Genomic DNA, 20,737 nt, shown 5'->3' on the forward strand with positions numbered 1-20,737 from the left:
GCGCGCGGAACCGGTAGAATAGGTCTTGGATTTTTGACAAATACTCGCTGGCGGGCCAATAGGCGTGCATGCGTGGCATAGAACGTCTGGGCGACAGAACCAGATAGAAACTAAGAGGATACAGTGGCAACCACAAACGACATCAAGAACGGAACAGTGCTGAAGCTCGAGGGCCAGCTCTGGAACATCATCGAGTTCCAGCACGTCAAGCCGGGCAAGGGCGGCGCCTTCGTCCGCACCAAGATGCGCAACGTGATGTCCGGCAAGGTCGTCGACAAGACCTTCAACGCCGGCCTCAAGATCGAGACCGCCACGGTAGACCGCCGCGATTACCAGTACCTGTACCAGGACGGCGCTGACTTCGTGTTCATGGACACCACGGACTTCGACCAGCTCACCGTCTCCGGCGCCACCGTGGGCGACGCCACGAACTTCATGCTTGAGAACCAGATGGTCAATATCGCCATCCACGAGGGCAACCCGCTCTACATCGAGCTGCCCCCGAGCGTCGTGCTCGAGATCACCTACACGGAGCCTGGCCTGCAGGGCGACCGCTCCTCGGCCGGCACCAAGCCCGCCACTCTCGAAACCGGCTACGAGATCCAGGTCCCGCTGTTCGTCGAGAACAACACCAAGGTCAAGGTCGACACCCGCGATGGCAGCTACCTTGGCCGGGTCAACGACTAGTGAGCGCCCGCGGTAAGGCCCGTAACCGGGCCCTGGATGTGCTTTTCGAGGCGGAGCAACGCTCCGTCTCTGCCTTCGACGTGCTGAGGGCGCGGCGCGAACAGACGGACCAGATCGTTAATCCTTACACCCTCGAAATCGTCGAGGGCGTGGTGTCCCACCAGGCGGCCATCGACGAATTCCTCGAGACCTACTCGCAGGGCTGGACCTTGGAGCGTATGCCTTCGGTGGACCGCATCATCCTGCGCATCGGCACTTGGGAACTGCTCTATAACGACGACGTCCCGGACGGTGTGGCCGTGAGTGAGGCCGTCGCCCTGGCCAAGACTCTGTCCACCGATGAGTCGCCGTCGTTCATCAACGGGCTCTTGGGCCGGCTTCAGCAACTGAAGCCCTCATTGCTCGCCTGATTTGATTCCAGAAGGGGCCGGTGCACGCCGTATGGCGGGCACCGGCCCCTTTGCCGTGCGCGGCCACGTCCTCAGTGGAGGAGTGCATCCCGGTCAGCGGCGATCCGGCGCAATTGCTGCTGTTCGTCCCGCTGATGCTCAGCCACGTTCCGTCCGCTGAGGATGCGCTGGCGGATGAACGCCAACTCGGTGGCGGAGCCCACGAATGACTTCATCTGCGCGCCATGGCCGAATGATTTCGCCCAGCGGACGGCCTGCCGGCGCCCGCGTCCCGTAGCCAGCATGGACACCTCGGCCGGCGTGAACCAGCCTGCCGCCGCATATTCCGTCAGCCGCTGCCGCGTCAGCCGGCTTTCGGCCACCCTCAGCAGGGCGATGACAGCCGCGGCGAGCAGGAAAATGGGCACCTGAACAAGCACATACTGGGCAAGGAAGTCCTGGCCCATGCTGTTCCACGTGCTGTGCAGGATCATGGCCGGCACCAGGCCCACAATGAACGCCCCCAGGGTCAGGCCAACACGCCAACGGCGCGCTGCCAGGCCAAGAATGAGGCCCGTGGATCCGGTGAAGATGGCGTGGGCAAACGGGGACATCACACCGCGCAGGAAGAAGGCCACGGCGAGGTCGGCGCCAGGGGTGCTTGATTGGGCTATGGCGCTGCCGAAATACAGGATGTTCTCCGTAAAGGCGAAACCGCCGGCGATGGTGAACGCGAACACCACCCCGTCCACCGGACCGTCGAAGTGCTTCCGCGCCAAGAGGAGCAGCAACAGCAGTCCCAGTGACTTGGCGAATTCCTCCACCACGGGTGCCTGCACGGTCAGTGCGAAGGTCCTGTAGTCCACCCCGGGCGGCGGTGCGGCGGCCATGGCGAACACGGGCTGGATCACCAGCGTGGCGGCAACGGACACCACAGCGCCCCAAATGAAGGCAAATACAAGCAGGCGCTTGGGTTCCGGCTCCCACCGGTCAATGACGAACACAGCGAGCAGTACAGCCGTCAGTGGGATCAACGACGCGACGAACCCCACCACAAACCCGGCAAGGCCGGTGTTGGCCAGCAGATAGGGAAGAACAAGGAACAAGCCAGCAAACGCCAGGGCGCCACCCCCTGCCACGAGGAGGACCACCCCGGCGGACCGCCCGCCCGGGGCAGGAAGCGCGGCGGACCGCAAGGCCGACGCAAGCGCCGGTTGCGGCCCGGGGTGGCTGCCGCCGGCAGGGTGTTCCGGTGCGGCCCGGTAATGGTGGTCCTGGACCTGGCCCATCCAGGTGGGATTGCGCTCCTGCCAAAGTCGCGCCGGCGGCCGGAAGCCAGGTCCGTCCGAGGGGTCGTGCTGCGGCACGTTCGATGTCATGGGACTGAGCCTAATGTCAGGTAACCTTCGCGTCACTGTCTGGCCCATAAGGGCGGACAGATCGGCGGTGACACGGATCGCCCTGGCCTCACCGCCCCGCACGTGTGACGTTAAACGCCTTCCCGGCCCCGGCCACACCGCCGGTCCTGGATGCTGAGTGTGGTAATTTTGGAAAGCAAATGTTCCTTTTTTAATTCCGTCCCGTGAGGCGGGGAAAGGGGAGACGAGCTTTGACTTCAGTCACAGAAGCGCCGGTTCCGGCCAGGGTTGTGCTCAACTCTGCGGATATCGACCGTGCACTCACTCGTATCGCCCATGAGATCCTCGAGGCCAACAAAGGTTCCCAGGATCTGGTGCTGCTTGGTATTCCACGCCGCGGCTACCCGCTGGCCGTCCGCCTGGCCAAGAAGATCGCCGCCGCAGACCCCACCGTGGACGCCGCCGCCATCGTGGGCCAGTTGGATGTGACCATGTTCCGGGACGATCTGTCCCACCAGCCCACACGGCCGCCATATCCCACGCAGCTGCCGCGCACCGGCATCGATAACAAAGTCGTGGTCCTGATCGATGACGTGCTGTACTCCGGCAGGACCATCCGCGCCGCCCTTGACGCCCTCGTGGACCTTGGCCGCCCGCGCATCGTCCGGCTGGCTGTCATGATCGACCGCGGGCACCGCGAGCTGCCGATCCGCGCCGACCACGTGGGCAAGAACCTCCCCACGTCCTCCTCCGAAAAGGTCCGGGTCCGGCTTGAAGAAACCGACACCGTGGACGGCGCCCCCGTCAACGAAGTGGTCATCGAGGCAGGCGCATGAAACACCTGCTCTCCACCGGGGACCTCAGCCTTGCCAACGCCATCCGCATCCTCGACACGGCCGAGGAGATGGCGGCCGTGGGGGACCGCGAAGTCAAGAAGCTGCCCGCGCTCCGCGGCCGCACGGTGGTGAACCTGTTCTTCGAGGATTCCACCCGCACACGGATCTCCTTCGAGGCGGCAGCGAAGCGGCTCTCCGCGGACGTCATCAACTTCGCCGCGAAGGGATCTTCCGTCTCCAAGGGGGAGTCCCTCAAGGACACGGCCCAAACGCTCGCCGCAATGGGGGCCGACGCCGTCGTCATCCGCCACTGGGCCTCCGGTGCGCCGCACCGCCTGGCAGCCACGGACTGGATCGACGCCGCCGTGATCAACGCCGGCGACGGCACCCACGAACATCCCACCCAGGCGCTGCTGGACGCTTTCACCATGCGCCGGCACTGGGCCAAGCTCCACGGGACACCGTCGGCCGGGGGCGACCTGAAGGGCATGCGCGTCGCCATTGCCGGCGACGTCCTGCACTCCCGGGTGGCCCGCTCGAACGTCTGGCTGCTCCGCACCCTCGGCGCCGAGGTAACACTCGTTGCCCCGCCCACGCTGCTGCCCATCGGCGTCGGAAAATGGCCGTGCAGCGTCAGCTACAACATCGACGAAACGCTCGCGAAAGGCGTCGACGCGGTCATGATGCTGCGGGTCCAGGGCGAACGGATGAATGCGTCCTTCTTCCCCTCCACACGCGAATACTCCCGCCGCTGGGGGTTCGACGACAACCGGCTCCGCGCCCTGGACGAGCTGGGGCTCAAGGACACCATCATCATGCACCCGGGCCCGATGAACCGGGGGCTTGAAATTTCCGCCGCGGCCGCCGATTCGCCCCGCTCCACCGTGCTGGCGCAGGTCCGCAATGGCGTCTCGATCCGGATGGCGGCCCTCTATCTGCTGCTGTCCGGGGATACCCGTGAACCCGCCGTAACTGCCGTCGCCCCAAGCGCGGCCCACTCCAACACCGCCAACTTGAACAGGGAGAGCCACTGATGGCACACGATCAACAGGACGCGGCCAAGGGCGCCACCTACCTCATCCGCGGTGCCGCAATCCTCGGCGGAGACGCCGAAGACCTCCTGATCCGGGACGGCGTCATCGCCGCCCGCGGCCAGCACCTGGACGCCAACGGCGCCACCGTCATCGAGGCCGCCGGACTGGTGGCGCTGCCGGGCATGGTGGACATCCACACGCACCTCCGGGAGCCGGGGCGGGAAGACGCCGAAACGGTCGAAACCGGCACCCGTGCCGCAGCCTTGGGCGGCTACACCGCCGTCCACGCCATGGCGAACAGCACCCCCGTGGCGGACACGGCCGGCGTCGTCGAACAGGTGCACAGCCTGGGCCGGACCGCCGGGTGGGTGGACGTCCGTCCCGTGGGCGCGGTCACCGTGGGACTCGCCGGCGAGCAACTCGCCGAACTCGGCGCCATGGCCGATTCCCGCGCCCAGGTCCGCGTCTTCTCCGATGACGGTATTTGCGTCCACGATCCTGTGCTGATGCGCCGCGCCCTCGAATACGTCAAGGCGTTCGACGGGGTGGTGGCCCAGCATGCGCAGGAACCCCGCCTCACAGCCGGCGCGCAAATGAACGAAGGCGAAGTCTCGGCGGTGCTGGGACTGACCGGGTGGCCCGCTGTCGCCGAGGAAAGCATCATCGCCCGCGACGTTCTCCTCGCCCAGCACGTCGGTTCACGGCTGCACGTCTGCCACGTTTCCACCGCGGGCTCGGTGGAGATCGTCCGCTGGGCCAAGGCGCGCGGCATCAACGTCACCGCCGAGGTGACGCCGCACCACCTGTTGCTTACGGACGAACTTGTCCGCAGCTACGACCCCGTCTACAAGGTGAACCCTCCACTGCGCACCGATTCCGATGTCCAGGCCCTGCGCGCCGGTCTCGCCGATGGCACCATCGACGTCGTCGGCACCGACCACGCCCCGCACCCCAGCGAGCACAAGGAATGTGAATGGGCGCAGGCGGCCATGGGCATGACAGGCCTGGAAACGGCACTCTCCGTGGTGCAGCAGACCATGATCGAAACAGGGTTGATGGGCTGGGCCGACTTTGCCCGCGTCACGTCCACTGCCCCCGCCGCGATCGGCCGGGTAACAGACCAGGGACGGCCGCTGGAAGCCGGGGAGCCCGCAAACGTCACACTCGTGGACCCGTCTGCGCGCTGGACCGTTGAGCCTTCTAAGATGGCAACCATGGGCCGTAACTCTCCGTTTGCCGGCAGGGAACTCCCCGGCAGGGTGGTGGCGACGTTCTTCAAGGGCCACCCCACTGTGCTGGACGGCAAGCTCAACACCCCCTACCGCCACGCGGCGGAGTCGGCTGTTGATGTCTCAGCCGCCGACGTGCCGGCGGGCCGGCACTGATGGATAAAATCCTTCCCGGACTGCTCATGCTGGCGATCATCGCCGTCGTGTTCGTCCTTCTCGGCGTAGGCTGGCGGAGCCGACTCCGCCGGCAGGCCGACGTCGAAGAGTTGCCGGCCGTCCCGGCCCAACTCGGCCGCGCGCTTGCCTCGGCTGATGGCCAATATGTTGCCACCACCACGGCCGGTGACTGGCTGGACCGCATTGCCGTGCAGGGACTGGGCATCCGCACCAACGCCGAACTGAGCGTGCACCCCGAAGGCGTGCTGTTCGAACGCTCCGGATCGGGCCCGGTCTTTATTCCGGTGACCGCCCTCCACGGAGCTCGCCAGGACAGCGGAATGGCCGGAAAGTTCGTCGAGAAAGACGGGCTGCTGGTCCTCACCTGGTCCCTGGGTTCCCGCGAACTGGACACCGGCTTCCGGACCCGCCGCGCCGAAGACAAAAAAACGCTGCTTGCAGCATTCCAAGAACTGATCTCCGCAGCCCCTCAGGCAGATGCCGATAGTGGAAAGTAACAAAGTGACGGATTCCAAAGTGACAGCAAACCACACTGCACCCGCTGCAGCATCCACCCCCGCAGTTCTTGTGCTCGAGGACGGCCGGCTCTTCCGCGGCACCAGCTACGGAGCAACCGGAACGGCCCTGGGCGAGGCCGTCTTCGCCACCGGCATGACCGGCTACCAGGAGACCATCACCGATCCCTCCTACGCCCGCCAGCTGGTGGTCCAGACGGCCCCGCATATCGGCAACACGGGGGTCAACAAGGACGACGCCGAGTCACGCCGCATCTGGGTGGCAGGCTATATCGTCCGCGACGCCGCCCGCCGCCCCTCCAACTGGCGCTCCGAACGCAGCCTCGACGACGAACTCATCGAACAGGGCATCGTGGGCATCCAGGGCGTGGACACCCGCGCCGTTACCCGCCACCTGCGGGAGCACAAGACCATGCGCGCCGGCATTTTCTCCGGCGACGCGGCGCGCCGGACGGACAAGGAACTGCTGGACGCCGTCCTCGCCAGCGCACCCATGGAGGGCGCACGGCTCGCCGAGGAAGTCAGTGTCGACGAGGCCTACACCGTGGAGCCCAAGGACCACGGCTGGGAAGGCGAGCCCCGGTTCAGCATTGCCGCGATCGATCTCGGCATCAAGCGCATGACCCCCGTCCGCTTCGCCGAGCGCGGCGTACGCGTTCATGTCCTGCCGGCCACCGCCACATTGGAGGATGTCCGGGCCGTGAACCCGGACGGCTTCTTTATGTCCAACGGTCCCGGCGACCCCGCCACCGCCGACACACAGGTGAAGCTGCTCCGGTCCGTCCTGGATGAGAAGCTGCCCTACTTCGGCATCTGCTTCGGCAACCAGATCCTGGGCCGCGCCCTGGGCTTTGGCACCTACAAACTGAAGTACGGCCACCGCGGCATCAACCAGCCCGTGATGGACCGCCGCACCGGCAAGGTGGAGATCACCTCGCAGAACCACGGCTTTGCCGTGGACGCCCCGCTCGACGGCGCCACCACGGCACCCGAGAAGCGCTTCGGCCGCGTCGAGGTCAGCCACGTGAGCCTCAACGACGACGTCGTGGAAGGGCTTTCTTGCCTGGATATACCGGCATTTTCGGTCCAGTACCACCCGGAGGCCGCAGCTGGCCCGCACGATGCCGCCTACCTGTTCGACCGTTTCATCGGGCTGATGGCCGACACCGCATCCACAACAAAGACTGCCACCGATTCCAAGACTGAGGACAAGAAGTAATGCCTAAGAGAACTGACCTTAAGAGCGTCCTGGTCATCGGTTCCGGCCCCATCGTGATCGGCCAGGCGGCCGAATTCGACTACTCCGGCACCCAGGCTCTCCGCGTCCTCAAGGAGGAAGGCCTGCGCGTCATCCTCGTCAACTCCAACCCGGCCACCATCATGACGGACCCCGAGTTCGCCGACGCCACCTATCTGGAACCCATCACCCCTGAGGTGGTGGAAAAGATCATCGCCAAGGAACGCCCCGACGCGATCCTGCCCACCCTGGGCGGCCAGACAGCCCTCAACACGGCGATCGCCCTGGATAAGAACGGCGTGCTGGAGAAGTACAACGTCGAGCTGATCGGCGCGAACATCGCTGCCATCGAGCTGGGCGAGGACCGCGAGAAGTTCAAGGGCGTCGTGGAGCGCTGCGGCGCGGAGTCGGCCCGCAGCCACATCATCCACAGCATGGACCAGGCACTTGAGGCCGCTGAGGACCTGGGCTACCCGATGGTGGTCCGTCCGTCCTTCACCATGGGCGGCCTGGGCTCCGGCCTCGCCTACACCGAGGACGATCTCCGCCGGATCGTGGGCCAGGGCCTGCAGTACAGCCCCACCAGCGAGGTGCTGCTCGAAGAGAGCATCCTCGGCTGGAAGGAATACGAGCTCGAGATGATGCGTGACAAGAACGACAACGTGGTGGTTGTCTGTTCTATCGAGAACCTCGACCCCGTGGGCGTCCACACCGGTGACTCCATCACGGTGGCGCCCGCCCTGACCCTCACGGACCGTGAATACCAGCGCCTGCGCGACATCTCCATCGCGGTCATCCGCGAAGTGGGCGTGGACACCGGCGGCTGCAACATCCAGTTCGCCGTGGAGCCCGACACCGGCCGCGTCGTCGTGATCGAAATGAACCCGCGGGTCTCTCGGTCCTCCGCCCTGGCATCCAAGGCCACCGGCTTCGCCATCGCCAAGATCGCCACCAAGCTCTCCCTCGGCTACACGCTCGACGAGATCCCCAACGACATCACCCAGAAGACGCCCGCCTCGTTCGAACCGACCCTGGACTACGTCGTGGTGAAGGTTCCGCGCTTCGCCTTCGAGAAGTTCCCGGCGGCGGACCCCACCCTGACCACCACCATGAAGTCGGTGGGTGAGGCCATGGCCATGGGCCGCAACTTCACCGAGGCGCTGCAGAAGGCCCTGCGTTCCCTGGAGCAGAAGGGTTCGCAGCTGGACTTCAGCCACGTCCCGGAGTGGGAGGTGCCGGAACTGATCGAGAAGTCCAAGCGGCCCACCACCGAACGCCTGCACCAGGTCCAGCGCGCCCTGCTTGGCGGAGCCAGCGTCGAGCAGCTCTTCGAAGCCACCAAGATCGATCCGTGGTACCTGGACCAGCTCCAGCTGCTGAACGAGATCTCGGTCGAAATCCGCAAGTCCACCGCCCTGACCCAGGAGATGCTGCAGCGCGCCAAGCGCCACGGTTTCTCCGACGAGCAGATCGGCGCACTCACGCACAACTCCGAGGCCGTGGTCAGGGGCGTTCGGCAGGCCCTCGGGATCCGTCCGGTCTACAAGACCGTGGACACCTGCGCCGCCGAGTTCGCCGCCTACACCCCGTACCACTACTCGTCCTACGACGAGGAAGACGAGGTGGCGCTGCACGCCAAGCCGTCCATCATCATCCTCGGCTCCGGACCGAACCGGATCGGCCAGGGCATCGAGTTCGACTACTCCTGCGTGCACGCCTCCATGGCGCTGCGCAAGGCCGGCTACGAGACCGTGATGGTCAACTGCAACCCGGAAACCGTCTCCACCGACTATGACGTCTCCACCCGCCTCTACTTCGAGCCGCTCACCCTCGAGGACGTCCTCGAAGTCATCGCCGCCGAGGAGCGCACCGGAGGCGTGATGGGCGTCTTCGTCCAGCTCGGCGGCCAGACCCCGCTGAAGCTGGCACAGCAGCTCGCCGACGCCGGCGTTCCCATCTTGGGCACGTCCCCGGAGGCGATCGACCTGGCCGAACACCGCGGCGCCTTCTCCCGCGTCCTCGACGAAGCCGGACTCATCTCGCCCAAGAACGGCACCGCCGTTTCCTTCGAAGACGCCAAGAAGATCGCCGATGAAATCGGCTACCCGGTCCTGGTCCGCCCGTCCTACGTCCTCGGCGGCCGCGGCATGGAGATCGTCTACGACGAGCCCAACCTCTCCCGCTACATCGCCAACGCCACGGAAATCACGCCGGACCACCCGGTGCTGATCGACCGGTTCCTTGAGGACGCCGTCGAAATCGACGTCGACGCCCTGTACGACGGAACGGACATGTACCTCGGCGGCATTATGGAGCACATCGAGGAGGCCGGGATCCATTCCGGTGACTCCGCCTGCGTCCTGCCTCCCATCACGCTGGGCAACAACGTGCTGGAGCGGGTCCGCACGGCCACCCGGGCCATCGCGGAGGGTGTGGGGGTCCGCGGCCTGATCAACATCCAGTTCGCGTTGGCCTCGGACGTGCTGTACGTCCTTGAAGCCAACCCCCGGGCGTCCCGGACCGTGCCGTTCGTCTCCAAGGCGACCGGCGTCCAGATGGCGAAGGCTGCGGCCCTGATCGGCACCGGCGTCACCATCAACCAGCTGCGCAGCGCCTACAAAATGCTGCCGGAAACCGGGGACGGCTCCACCCTGCCCCTGGACGCTCCCGTCTCGGTGAAGGAGGCCGTGCTGCCGTTCAGCCGCTTCCGGACCCCCGAAGGCAAGGTCGTCGACTCCCTCCTCGGCCCGGAAATGCGTTCCACCGGCGAGGTCATGGGCATCGACAAGCACTTCGACACCGCCTTCGCCAAGAGCCAGGCCGCCGCCAACAACGCCCTGCCCACTGAGGGCAAGGTGTTCGTCTCGGTGGCCAACAGGGACAAGCGGTCCGTGATCATGGGCGTCAAGCGGCTCTCGGACCTCGGCTTCGAAATCGTGTCCACCGGCGGCACGGCAGATGTCCTGCGCCGTAACGGCATCCAGGCCACCCCGGTCCGGAAGGTTGCCGAAGGCTCCAGCGCCGAAGGCGAGGGCACCATCGCGGACCTCATCATCGCCGGCGAGATCGACATGGTCTTCAACACGCCTTCCGGCGGCGAGGCCCGCAGCGACGGCTACGAACTCCGTGCCGCCGCGACGTCGATTGGCATCCCGTGCATCACAACGGTGGCCGAGTTCAACGCCGCCGTCCAGGCCATCGAGGCGCTGCGCACGTACGAGTGGTCCGTCACGAGCCTGCAGGAGCACGCCGCCAACCTCGCTGCATCCCAGAAAAAAGCCGCGCAGAATGCCTGAGGTCGTCGCCGGTAGCGGCACGGTGCCCGGCCGGGAGCCTTTCGGTTCCCGGCTGGGCCGGGCCATGGCCGAACGCGGCCCCCTGTGCGTGGGGATTGATCCGCACCCCGCGCTGTTGAAGGCCTGGGGCCTGAACGACGACGCCGCTGGCCTGGAGCGTTTTTCCCTCACGGTCCTGGAGGCAGTGGGACAGCTCGCTGCAGCGCTCAAGCCGCAGGTGGCGCTCTACGAGCGCCACGGTTCAGCCGGGATGGCAGTGCTGGAGCGGACGCTTGCAGCTGCCTCCGACGCCGGCGTGCTGACCATTGCCGACGCCAAACGCGGGGACATCGGCTCCACGATGGCTGCCTATGCCGACGCCTGGCTGCGGGACGGCTCCCCCCTGGCCGCGGACTCGGTGACGCTGAGCCCCTATCTTGGCTTCGAATCCCTGCGGCCGGCCCTCGACCTGGCCGCACAGTCCGGCCGCGGAGTGTTTGTACTGGCTTTGACCTCCAATCCGGAGGGTGCGTCCGTGCAGCACGTGGGCGGCTCCGATTCGGTGGCGCGCCGCATCACGGAGTCCGCAGCCTCGGAAAACCGGCGTTACGAAGGTTCCCTGGGGTCCGTGGGCCTCGTGGTCGGTGCCACCGTGGGGCGAGCCCTGCAGGATCTTGAACTTGATCTGGCAGCTGTGCGCGGGGTGATCCTCGCGCCCGGCCTCGGTGCACAGGGTGCAACCGCGGCGGACCTCCGGGCAACTTTCGGTGCCGCCTATGCCCAGGTTCTGGGCACTTCAAGCCGGGATATCCTCTCCGCTGGCCCCGCCGTCACCTCCCTTCGCGACGCCGCCCGGCGGACGTTGGATCCGCTGCTGCCCGGCTGAGGCATTGATTTGGGAGACAGCCAAAGTGTACGTTCAGGTGATTCCGCGTCCGCAGCCGTGGACCGGTCGGATGAGACGGGGATGACGTAAGTGAGCTTGCCACCCTTAACACCGGGGGAGCGCGGTGATGCGCTGAACAAGGCCGCCGCGGCGCGGGCGGCCAGGGCGGCGGCGAAGGAGAAGCTCAAGTCCGGTGCGCTCTCTGTTGACGATCTCATCAGTTCGGGCGCCTCGGACCCGGCCATCGCAAGAATGAAGGTGTCCGAGATGCTCGAGGCGCTGCCAGGCATAGGCCGGGTCAGGGCGGCGGCCATGATGGATGAGCTGGGCATTGCCGCCTCACGCCGGCTGCGGGGGCTCGGCATTCACCAGCGCCGGGCGCTGGTAGATTTTATGAACGAGAAGCGCCATTCGAATACCGCCCAAAGGAATATGTGAGTAAGAAACCGGGACTGACAGTCCTCGCCGGCCCCACGGCTGTTGGCAAAGGCACCGTGTCCACCTACATCCGTGACAACTATCCCGAGGTTTGGCTCTCCGTGTCAGCCACCACGCGTCCGGCGCGTCCGGGTGAGAAGGATGGAGTCCACTACTTCTTCAAGTCCGCCGAGGAATTTGATGATCTGGTGGAGCGCGGCGAAATGCTGGAATGGGCCGTGGTCCACGGCCGGAACCGCTACGGCACACTGCGCAGCGCCGTCGAGGACGCCATCGCCGAGGGACGGTCGGTGTTGCTGGAAATAGATCTGCAGGGAGCACGCCAGGTCAAACAGGCGGTTCCCGACGCCCAATTCGTCTTTCTCGCGCCGCCGAGCTGGGATGAAATGGTCCGCCGACTGGTGGGCCGCGGCACCGAAACCGCGGAGGAACAACAGCAAAGGCTGGAAACCGCTAAACTAGAACTTGCCGCTGAACCGGAGTTCGATCACACCGTCATCAATGATGACGTTCGACGGGCAGCGGACGAGCTTGTTTCACTCATGGGGCTGACCCCGCACCCGCGCTAGCCGCCGGGACGCACCGGCCCGTTAGAATTTGGAGAATTCGTGTCCACGAACCTTGAAGGCATCATCAACCCGCCGATCGACGAGCTGCTCAAAGCGGCCGATTCCAAGTACGGCCTGGTGATCTTCGGTGCCAAGCGTGCACGTCAGATCAACGCTTACTACGCCCAGCTGCACGAGGGCCTGTTCGAATACGTTGGCCCGCTGGTCGACACCAAGCTGAACGAGAAGTCGCTGTCCATCGCGCTTCGCGAAATCAATGAGGGCAAGCTCGTCTCCACGCCGATCGAACCCGCAGAGTAAAACAGACTGCCTGTTGACGGAGGTCACGTGCGCATAGTCCTCGGAGTCGGGGGAGGGATCGCCGCCTACAAGGTGGCATCGCTCCTCCGGCTTTTTACTGAAGCCGGGCACAACGTCACGGTCATCCCCACGGAGGCCGCAAGCCGGTTTGTCGGCACCGCCACCTGGGAAGCGCTGTCCGGAAACCCCGTCAGCAACAGCGTCTTCGACGACGTGCCCTCGGTCAACCACGTCCGCCTTGGCCACGAGGCCGAACTGATCGTGGTTGCCCCGGCCACAGCGGACCTTCTTGCCCGCGCTGCCGGCGGCCACGCCGACGATCTCCTGACCAACACCCTCCTGATGGCCAGTGGACCGGTGCTGATGGCCCCGGCCATGCACACCGAAATGTGGCAGCACGCCGCCACACAGGCCAATGTGGAGACGCTCCGCAGCCGGGGCGTGACGGTGCTCGAACCTGCCAGCGGCCGGCTGACGGGAGCGGATTCCGGGCCCGGCCGGCTGCCGGAGCCCGACGCCATCTTCGCGGCCGCCATGGCCCTGGTGCACGACGGAGCCATCCGCGGCCACCTTCCCCTGGCCGGCCGCACCGTGACCATCAGCGCCGGGGGCACCCGCGAGCCTTTGGACCCGGTCCGCTTCCTGGGCAACCGCTCCTCCGGCAAACAGGGCGTGGCCCTTGCCACCGCCGCGCGCGACGCCGGTGCCAGCGTGAAGCTGATCGCCGCCCATATGGAGGTGCCCGCCCCGGCCGGTGTCGAGGTCGTGGAAGTTGAGACCGCGCTGCAGCTCCGCGAAGCCGCCCTGACCGCAGCGGTCACTTCCGACGTCGTGATTATGGCCGCCGCTGTGGCGGACTTTCGGCCGGCTGAGGTCTCGGACACCAAAATCAAGAAGCGCGACGACGCCACGGACCCCGTCATCACGCTGCTGCGGAACCCGGACATCCTGAAGGAGCTTGTGGAAGTACGTGATGCGGGCAGGCCAGGACAGCTGATCGTGGGTTTTGCCGCCGAAACCGGAGATGAGCGCGGCGATATCCTGGACTATGCCGGGGACAAACTCCGACGCAAAGGCTGCGACCTCCTGGTGGTCAACCACGTGGGTGGGGGCAGGGTCTTCGGCCAGGACCACAACTCCGTAGTCATCCTTTCGCGTTCCGGCTCCGAACCCCAAGCAGCGTCCGGCTCCAAGAACGATGTTGCCGCCGCTGTCATTGACCGCATCAGCTCGGAGTTGAGCCGAGTCTTTCCCCGAGCCTGAACGGGCGGCGTCGGCAAATCCGCCTTAGCAGGGGGACATATGCTGCCGCTTGTCCGTTTTCCAACCAGTAAGGTAGTTGAGTGACTTTACCCTTGCACATCCCCGCAGCCCACGGCGCCACGCCCCCGTCCCTTCGGCTCTTCACGTCGGAGTCAGTGACCGAAGGTCACCCGGACAAGATCTGTGACCAGATCAGTGACGCCATCCTGGACGCACTGCTGGCCAAGGACCCGGAATCCCGGGTAGCCGTGGAAACGCTGGCCACCACGGGGCTGGTCCACGTCGCGGGCGAAGTCACCACGGACGCGTACGTGGAGATCCCGCAGATTGTCAGGGAGACCATCCTGGGGATCGGGTATGACTCCTCGGCCAACGGCTTCGACGGCGCCCGCTGTGGGGTGTCCGTCTCGATCGGCCAGCAGTCCAACGACATCGCTGGCGGCGTCTTCAATTCGCTGGAGGCCAGGGAAGGACGCCAGGAGGACGACTACGACCTTCAGGGTGCCGGGGACCAGGGCCTGATGTTCGGCTACGCCAGTGACGAGACACCGTCCTACATGCCCGTTCCCATCTGGATCGCACACCGTCTCTCGGAGCGCCTCACCGAAGTGCGCAAGAACGGCGAGCTTTCCTACCTCCGTCCCGACGGCAAGACCCAGGCCACCGTGGGCTACGACCGTGACCGTCCCGTCTCGGTGGAGACCATCGTCATCTCCAGCCAGCACGCCGAGGGCGCAAGCCTGGACCGCCTTCGCGCCGACCTGGCCACCCACGTGATCGACCCGGTGCTCGCGTCCGCGAACCTGGATATTTCCCGCACCGTGAACATCCTCAACCCTGCCGGCGCCTTCGTCATCGGCGGTCCCGTGGGTGATGCGGGTCTTACCGGACGCAAGATCATTGTTGACACCTACGGCGGCATGGCACGGCACGGTGGCGGTGCCTTTTCCGGCAAGGACCCGTCGAAGGTGGACCGGTCGGCCGCCTACGCCATGCGCTGGGTGGCCAAGAACGTTGTGGCTGCAGGACTCGCCAAACGGGCCGAGATCCAGATCGCCTACGCAATTGGCCAGGCCCGCCCCGTGGGAACCTACGTGGAAACCTTCGGCACCGAAACGGTGGACCCGCAGAAGATCAGCCAAGCCATTGCCGAGATTTTCGACCTGCGACCGCGGGCCATCATCGACGCCCTGGACCTCAAGCGGCCCATTTACGCCAAGACCGCCGCGCACGGCCACTTCGGCCGGGATGATCCGGACTTCACCTGGGAGCGCTTGGACCGCGTGGACGAGCTGAAGGCCTTCTTCAACGCCTAAGTCCACGGACCGGAGCTGGTGGACGGTTATATTGTCGGCGGGCTGTGCTTTGCTGTAGCAGGGCCGCCGCTCAAGCGGACCAGACCCAGGTCCGGCCGGACACGGTCCGCCCGAGGCTGCTGAACGGAGGTTCTTCTTATGGTGGCCCCTCACATCGCACGCCATGTGCCGGAGGAACCCGTTCAGCTCTCGCTGCTCCACGGGTTTCCGGACCGGGCTCCGTCACCTTCCGGGCCGCCCCTGGCCCCTGAGCTGCCGGTGGCACGAGTCCTGATCGAGTCGTCCCTGCCGCACCTGGACCGGCCGTTCGATTACAGCGTGCCTGCCGCGATTGACCAGGCCGCTCAACCCGGCGCCCGGGTCAAAGTCACGTTCAACGGACAGGAACTCAACGGCTACATCCTGGACCGCATGGCGGAATCCGACGCCGGCCACACCCTCCTGCCGCTGCGCAAAGTGGTGTCGCCGGTGCCGGTCCTGTCGCCGGCCCTGGCCGAACTGGCCGGGCGGGTGGCCGCCCGTTATGCCGGGACTGTGAGCGATGTGCTGCGCGTCGCCATCCCGCCACGCGTGGTGAAAGTGGAGAAGGAACTGGCCGCCGGGGTGCCCGCGGTTATGCTGGCGCCACCCGAGGCGCCTTCCGCAGCGCCGGGTCCCGGCGTCTGGGCCCGTTATGTCAACGGGGCCGCGTTCCTTCACCATCTGTCCGCGGGGGAGTCTCCCCGCGCCGTGCTCAGCGCCCTCCAGGGTTTCGGTCCGGCCGGATGGCCCCGGCTCATCGCCGAAGCGGTGGCGGCCGTCAGGGCCTCAGGCCGCGGCGCCGTCGTGGTGGTGCCCGACCACCGGGACCTTGATCGCGTTGAAAGCGCACTCACCGAACTCCTCCCTCGGGAGGACATTGCCCGGCTCACAGCCGACGACGGCCAGGCGCCCCGGTATCGCAGCTACCTCAGGATCCTCAAGGGAACCGCGGCAGTGGCCGTGGGCACGCGCTCGGCCGCATACGCCCCAGTACACAACCTGGGTCTCGTGGTGTGCTGGGACGACGGTGATGACCTGCATATTGAACAGCGGTCGCCGTACGCCCACACGCGCGAAGTCCTGCTCCTGAGGGCGGAGCAGGAGGGCGCGGCGTGCCTCCTGGCTGCGCACACGCGCAGCACGGAACTGCAGCGGCTCGTGGAGGCCGGGTGGGCCCGTCCCGTGGAAGCCGAGCGAGCGGAGGTGCGGCGCACGGTCCCGCGCGTACTCAATACGGCCGACAGCTTCGAGCAGGAACGGGACCCGCTGGCACGGATCGCCAGGTTGCCCGGCGCTGCGTGGCGGGCGGCCAAGGACGGCCTTGAGCGAGGACCGGTCCTGGTCCAGGTGGCCCGTTCCGGCTACGCGCCGTCGCTGGTCTGCGACTCCTGCCGCGAACCTGCCCGTTGCACCACCTGCGGCGGACCGTTGGCGATCGCGGGAGCCAGCGGCGCCTCGGCGGTGCCGCAATGCCGATGGTGCGCACTATCGGCGCCCGATTGGCGGTGCGCGCACTGCAACAGCCCCCGGCTGCGCCGTGCAGCCACGGGTGCGCTCCGCACAGCCGAGGAACTGGGCCGGGCCTTCCCGGGCACACCGGTTGTCACCTCGTCCGGGGACCAGGTCAAAGCCGATGTGCCGGACGCCAAGTCCCTGGTGGTGGCCACAGTGGGCGCCGAACCGGTTGCCGCCGGCGGCTATGCCGCGGCCCTCTTGCTCGACGGTGACTCCTTGCTGCGCCGTGAAAACCTCCGCGCCGGGGAAGACGCCGTGCGGCGGTGGTTCAACGCGGCGGTACTGGTCCGGCCCGCTCAGGAAGGCGGGCTCGTGGTCATCACGGCCGACGACACGGCGGGCGTCGGTGCGCTCCTGCGTTGGGATGCCGGCGGCTACGCCGGGCGCGAGCTTGCCCTGCGGCAGGAACTGCACCTGCCGCCCGCGGTCCGGATCGCATCCGTCACTGGCGCAAGGACCGCCGTCGTGCATTTCACCGAAGCGATCGAACAACACCTGGCCCGCGTGGGGATCGTGCTCCGCACCGCCGGTCCCGCACCCCTGGTGCTCACAGGAGCGGCAGCCCACCGCGCAGCCAGCAGGGACGCAATCAGCCGGGACGCAGCGCGGCCCGAAAGCGGCGAGGACGTGCGGACACTACTCTTTATCCCGTATGCCCAGGCGGCCGAGGCCACGAGGGTGATGCGGGCGGTGAAGGCGGCCGCGGCGGCGCGGCGCACCGACGATCCGGTCCAGCTGAGGCTTGACGGCGTCGACGTCCTCTAGCGGGGATCCGGCTCTCGGGTTCCCCGCCGGGGTTCAGCGTCGGCGCCTGAGCGCGACGGCCTCCTCGGCCGCCTGCAGCAGCTGTTGCGCCGAGTGTTCCCAGCTGAATTCGGCGGCCCGTTCCACCGAACGCTGCGAGCGGGCTTTCCACAGCTCCGGCACCTCGAGGCGCCGCACGGCCTCGGCGAACTCCGAGGGAGAACCAGGGTGGACATAGCTGACCGCGTCGTGGCCCACCTCGCGGAAAATAGGGATGTCGCTGGCGATGACCGGCGTGCCGTGTGACATCGCCTCCACGAGGGGAAGCCCGTATCCTTCCGCGCGCGAGAGGCTCACAAGGGCTGTGGTGCGTGCCAGCAGCACCTCATATTCGGCGTCGGTGACCCCGTTATGGAACACGATATGGGCCCCCGCGGGTGCCAGGTCTTCGAGCTCGGCGCGTCGTTGCGGAGTGATGCGGCTCAACAGGTGCAGCGTCATGTCCGGCAGTTCAGCCATGCCCTGGATGATGGTTTCCACGTTCTTGTAGGGCATGAAGGAGCCCATGTAGAGGAGCGTCTTGTCGGCGCCCGCTCCGGGGTCGCGCGGAGTGTGCCCCTGCTGGGGCGCGTTGCCCACGATCCGGACGGGCCGTTTGGTGAGATGGTGCTTGGTGATCAGGGCGGCGGTGGTGTGACTGATTGTGGCCACGACGTCGGCCCTGTTCAACAGGACGCGCTGGGGCCAGTACGCCTTGTGGTACAAGCGCCACAGCAGCCGGACGGGCGCCGGGAGGAAGCCCGGGGGAGCAGGGTGCTCGTAGTAGATGAGGTCGTGCAGGGTCAGGACCAGTCCGTACCTGCGCCCGAAGGTTCCCATGGTCTGCATCGGGCAGACCACCACGTCGGCGCCGAGCTTGTTGACTTTCGCCGCGACGAAAAGTTCTGCGGGGGAAAGGGGGCTGTTGATCAGGGTGTACGGGACATCGGGCAGCAGGTCGAGCTGCCTGGGGTCGCTGATGAGCATCGAAACATCGGCGATTTTAGCCGTCGCCGCGATGAGGCTGGCGCCGTAACGGCTAATGCCGTCGTGCTGGTCCAGCCGGGTGAAACGGGCGTCGATGACTATTTTCACGCGGGGTGGTCCTTCAGGAAGTTTCTGATGAAACCGGCGGCCGGCTCCGGAGTTTCGTAGTGGATCAGGTGCCCGACGCCGGGGATCACCTTCAGAGTGGCGTCCGGCAGCAGCGCCGCGAGCTTGTGTTGGTCCGGGAGGACGGCGATTTCGTCCTTTTCCCCGGCCACCAGCAGCACAGGCAGAGTGAGGCGGTCCGCGACCTCGGCCACGTTGCTGCCCACCGAGGCCTTGAACGCTTCGAGCAGGCTGTTCCGGTCCGCGAACGCCGAGAAGTAGGCGCTGTGCTGGGCATGGACGAAGCGCCGCAACGCCTTGTCCTTGGTCTTTGCCATGGCCACGCTCATCACGCGGACGATCAGTTGGCTGCGGAGAAGGGAGAGCCCCAGGCTGCGGGGAAGGCGGGCGGAGGCCTCGTAATACAGCACGGCCAGCTTGGTCATCAGCCCCTTCGGGCCCTCAAGCGCGGGCGACGCGATCGGATTGATGAGAATCAGTTCTCCCACAGCGCCGGGGCTGGCCGCCACAAAGTGGCTGGCGATGATCGAACCGAAGGAGTGGCCCAGCAGGACCGTCTCCGGTCCGAGGCCCAGGGCGGCCATGAAATCGCTGATAAAACGGCCGTAGCGCTGCACACTGTGCTCGGCATCCGTAAAGGTCCCGGACTCTCCGAAACCGGGAAGATCCGGCATGATCAGGCGCATTTCCGGGAGCTGGTCGGCAACCCGGAGCAGCCCGTGGTGGTCGCCGCGGAAACCATGGATTACCAGGATGGTGCGCGTTGCCGGTGTCACGTGGAGCGGTTCGTAGGTCCAATACGCGACTCTGGTGCCGTTGAGCTCCACTTCGGCTGCGCGCGTCCGACCGTCGAGCCCGGGGCTGAAGAGGGGCGCCGGGTGGGAGGGCGGGGTGTCCACTTGTTCCATTCGACTCGTCTCCTAGTTGACGTTGTCCGGGTGGGAGCCGGTTCGGAAGCCGCGCTCCAGCGCGGCGACGTCGGCCATGTCCGTGCCGGACAGTTCAAAACCGAACACGTTGTGGTTCTCGCGGATGCGCGCGTAGGAGCTGGCCTTGGGGATCACGATGTTGCCCAGCTGCAAGTGCCAGCGGAGGATGATCTGCGCCGGAGTGCGTTCGTGCTCAGCCGCCAGGGCGAGGATCACAGGATCCTGCAGGACCTGCCCCCGGCCCAACGGACTCCACGCCTCAGTTCGGATCCCGAGGGCCTCATGCTTCCCGCGTAGTTCGGCCTGCTGAAGCCAGGGGTGAAGCTCGATCTGGTTGACCGCCGGCACCACTTCGGCGGTGTCCAGGAGCCGGTCCAGGTGGGCCGGCTGGAAGTTCGAGACCCCGATGGCCCGTACCTTCCCCTCGCGGTACAGCGTCTCCAGGGCCCGGTAGGTCTCCGGGTAGAGCCCGCGCTTCGCACACGGCCAATGAATCAGGTAGAGATCGATGTACTCCAGGCCAAGATTGGAGATGGAGGTATCAAAGGCGCGCATTGTCGCGTCGTAGCCGTGGTCCTCGTTCCAGACCTTGGTGGTGATGAACAAGTCTTCGCGGCGCAGGGAGGGGGCCGTCTCCGCGCCTCCACCGGCTGAGCCGTCGAAGGCGGACAACGCGCCCACGGCTTTTCCCACACCCGTCTCGTTTCCGTACATTGCCGCCGTGTCGAAGTGACGGTAACCGGCCTCCAGCGCCATGGTCACGAGCCCTGAGGTGTCTGCGGAAGGCACTTTATACAGCCCGAATCCCAGACGGTCGATCATCACGCCGTTGTTCAGGGCAAGCCGGGGGGAAATTCTCATAGCAAA

19 protein-coding genes are annotated in these 20,737 nt (G+C 66.4%); 15 read left to right on the plus strand and 4 right to left on the minus strand.

Going from position 1 to position 20,737, the window contains the following annotated elements; genetic code table 11:
- Positions 1–123: 123 nt before the first annotated feature.
- Together efp and nusB are read left to right on the plus strand one after the other, a co-directional pair.
- On the plus strand, positions 124–687 hold the full coding sequence (efp, locus tag ACP4XC_RS10770) for an elongation factor P (protein ID WP_427174956.1): 564 nt from the start codon (positions 124–126) through the stop codon (positions 685–687).
- A complete protein-coding gene (nusB, locus tag ACP4XC_RS10775; RefSeq protein WP_427174957.1) occupies positions 687–1,097 on the plus strand; it encodes a transcription antitermination factor NusB in 411 nt (136 codons plus the stop codon). The genes efp and nusB overlap by 1 nt, the downstream gene beginning before the upstream one ends.
- A gap of 71 nt (positions 1,098–1,168) precedes the next feature.
- Here nusB and ACP4XC_RS10780 read toward each other — a convergent pair whose 3' ends face one another.
- On the minus strand, positions 1,169–2,455 hold the full coding sequence (locus tag ACP4XC_RS10780) for a PrsW family intramembrane metalloprotease (RefSeq protein WP_427174958.1): 1,287 nt from the start codon (positions 2,453–2,455) through the stop codon (positions 1,169–1,171).
- A gap of 230 nt (positions 2,456–2,685) precedes the next feature.
- Here ACP4XC_RS10780 and pyrR point away from each other — a divergent pair, with 230 nt between their 5' ends.
- The 13 genes from pyrR to ACP4XC_RS10845 all read left to right on the plus strand — a co-directional run bounded on the left by pyrR (position 2,686) and on the right by ACP4XC_RS10845 (position 17,810).
- Positions 2,686–3,270, plus strand: a complete 585-nt coding sequence (pyrR, locus tag ACP4XC_RS10785) for a bifunctional pyr operon transcriptional regulator/uracil phosphoribosyltransferase PyrR (protein WP_427174959.1) — start codon at positions 2,686–2,688, stop codon at positions 3,268–3,270.
- Positions 3,267–4,304, plus strand: coding sequence for an aspartate carbamoyltransferase catalytic subunit (locus tag ACP4XC_RS10790; RefSeq protein WP_427174960.1), 1,038 nt, complete (start codon positions 3,267–3,269; stop codon positions 4,302–4,304). Before pyrR ends, ACP4XC_RS10790 begins: the two co-directional genes overlap by 4 nt.
- Complete coding sequence (locus ACP4XC_RS10795; RefSeq protein ID WP_427174961.1) at positions 4,304–5,689, plus strand: dihydroorotase; 1,386 nt, start codon at positions 4,304–4,306, stop codon at positions 5,687–5,689. Before ACP4XC_RS10790 ends, ACP4XC_RS10795 begins: the two co-directional genes overlap by 1 nt.
- Positions 5,689–6,207 carry a hypothetical protein gene (locus ACP4XC_RS10800; protein ID WP_427174962.1) on the plus strand — a complete coding sequence of 173 codons (519 nt, stop codon included), beginning with the start codon at positions 5,689–5,691 and terminating at the stop codon, positions 6,205–6,207. Before ACP4XC_RS10795 ends, ACP4XC_RS10800 begins: the two co-directional genes overlap by 1 nt.
- Positions 6,188–7,444 (plus strand): glutamine-hydrolyzing carbamoyl-phosphate synthase small subunit, encoded by a 1,257-nt coding sequence (gene carA, locus ACP4XC_RS10805; protein WP_427174963.1) that lies wholly within the window; start codon positions 6,188–6,190, stop codon positions 7,442–7,444. The genes ACP4XC_RS10800 and carA overlap by 20 nt, the downstream gene beginning before the upstream one ends.
- The gene (gene carB / locus ACP4XC_RS10810; RefSeq protein WP_427174964.1) at positions 7,444–10,758 is read left to right on the plus strand and encodes a carbamoyl-phosphate synthase large subunit; all 3,315 of its coding nucleotides are present in this window, start codon (positions 7,444–7,446) and stop codon (positions 10,756–10,758) included. Before carA ends, carB begins: the two co-directional genes overlap by 1 nt.
- Positions 10,751–11,623 carry an orotidine-5'-phosphate decarboxylase gene (pyrF, locus tag ACP4XC_RS10815; RefSeq protein WP_427174965.1) on the plus strand — a complete coding sequence of 291 codons (873 nt, stop codon included), beginning with the start codon at positions 10,751–10,753 and terminating at the stop codon, positions 11,621–11,623. The genes carB and pyrF overlap by 8 nt, the downstream gene beginning before the upstream one ends.
- 90 nt (positions 11,624–11,713) lie before the next feature.
- Positions 11,714–12,061: an integration host factor, actinobacterial type gene (gene mihF / locus ACP4XC_RS10820; protein ID WP_427174966.1), complete on the plus strand. Its 348-nt coding sequence runs from the start codon at positions 11,714–11,716 to the stop codon at positions 12,059–12,061.
- A complete protein-coding gene (gene gmk / locus ACP4XC_RS10825) occupies positions 12,058–12,630 on the plus strand; it encodes a guanylate kinase (RefSeq protein WP_427174967.1) in 573 nt (190 codons plus the stop codon). Before mihF ends, gmk begins: the two co-directional genes overlap by 4 nt.
- Before the next feature lie 39 nt (positions 12,631–12,669).
- On the plus strand, positions 12,670–12,930 hold the full coding sequence (gene rpoZ, locus ACP4XC_RS10830) for a DNA-directed RNA polymerase subunit omega (protein ID WP_011692102.1): 261 nt from the start codon (positions 12,670–12,672) through the stop codon (positions 12,928–12,930).
- A 27-nt stretch (positions 12,931–12,957) separates the two neighbouring features.
- Entirely contained in the window at positions 12,958–14,193 is a 1,236-nt protein-coding gene (gene coaBC / locus ACP4XC_RS10835) for a bifunctional phosphopantothenoylcysteine decarboxylase/phosphopantothenate--cysteine ligase CoaBC (protein WP_427169401.1), read from the plus strand.
- Positions 14,194–14,273: 80 nt separating this feature from the next.
- Positions 14,274–15,509, plus strand: a complete 1,236-nt coding sequence (gene metK, locus ACP4XC_RS10840) for a methionine adenosyltransferase (RefSeq protein WP_427169403.1) — start codon at positions 14,274–14,276, stop codon at positions 15,507–15,509.
- 138 nt (positions 15,510–15,647) lie between these two features.
- Positions 15,648–17,810, plus strand: coding sequence for a primosomal protein N' (locus ACP4XC_RS10845; RefSeq protein WP_427169405.1), 2,163 nt, complete (start codon positions 15,648–15,650; stop codon positions 17,808–17,810).
- A 33-nt stretch (positions 17,811–17,843) separates the two neighbouring features.
- On the opposite strand, the gene ACP4XC_RS10850 is transcribed toward ACP4XC_RS10845, so the two are convergent.
- From ACP4XC_RS10850 to ACP4XC_RS10860, 3 genes are read right to left on the minus strand one after another with little or no spacing between them, the layout of a single operon-like run.
- Positions 17,844–18,923, minus strand: a complete 1,080-nt coding sequence (locus tag ACP4XC_RS10850; RefSeq protein ID WP_427169407.1) for a glycosyltransferase family 4 protein — start codon at positions 18,921–18,923, stop codon at positions 17,844–17,846.
- A complete protein-coding gene (locus ACP4XC_RS10855) occupies positions 18,920–19,849 on the minus strand; it encodes an alpha/beta fold hydrolase (protein WP_427169409.1) in 930 nt (309 codons plus the stop codon). The genes ACP4XC_RS10850 and ACP4XC_RS10855 overlap by 4 nt, the downstream gene beginning before the upstream one ends.
- Before the next feature lie 12 nt (positions 19,850–19,861).
- Positions 19,862–20,731 (minus strand): aldo/keto reductase, encoded by an 870-nt coding sequence (locus ACP4XC_RS10860; RefSeq protein WP_427169411.1) that lies wholly within the window; start codon positions 20,729–20,731, stop codon positions 19,862–19,864.
- Between the last annotated feature and the right edge of the window lie 6 nt (positions 20,732–20,737).

Origin of the sequence: Arthrobacter sp. 92 (assembly GCF_050260325.1) — a bacterium.
Classification (GTDB): Bacteria; Actinomycetota; Actinomycetes; order Actinomycetales; family Micrococcaceae; genus Arthrobacter.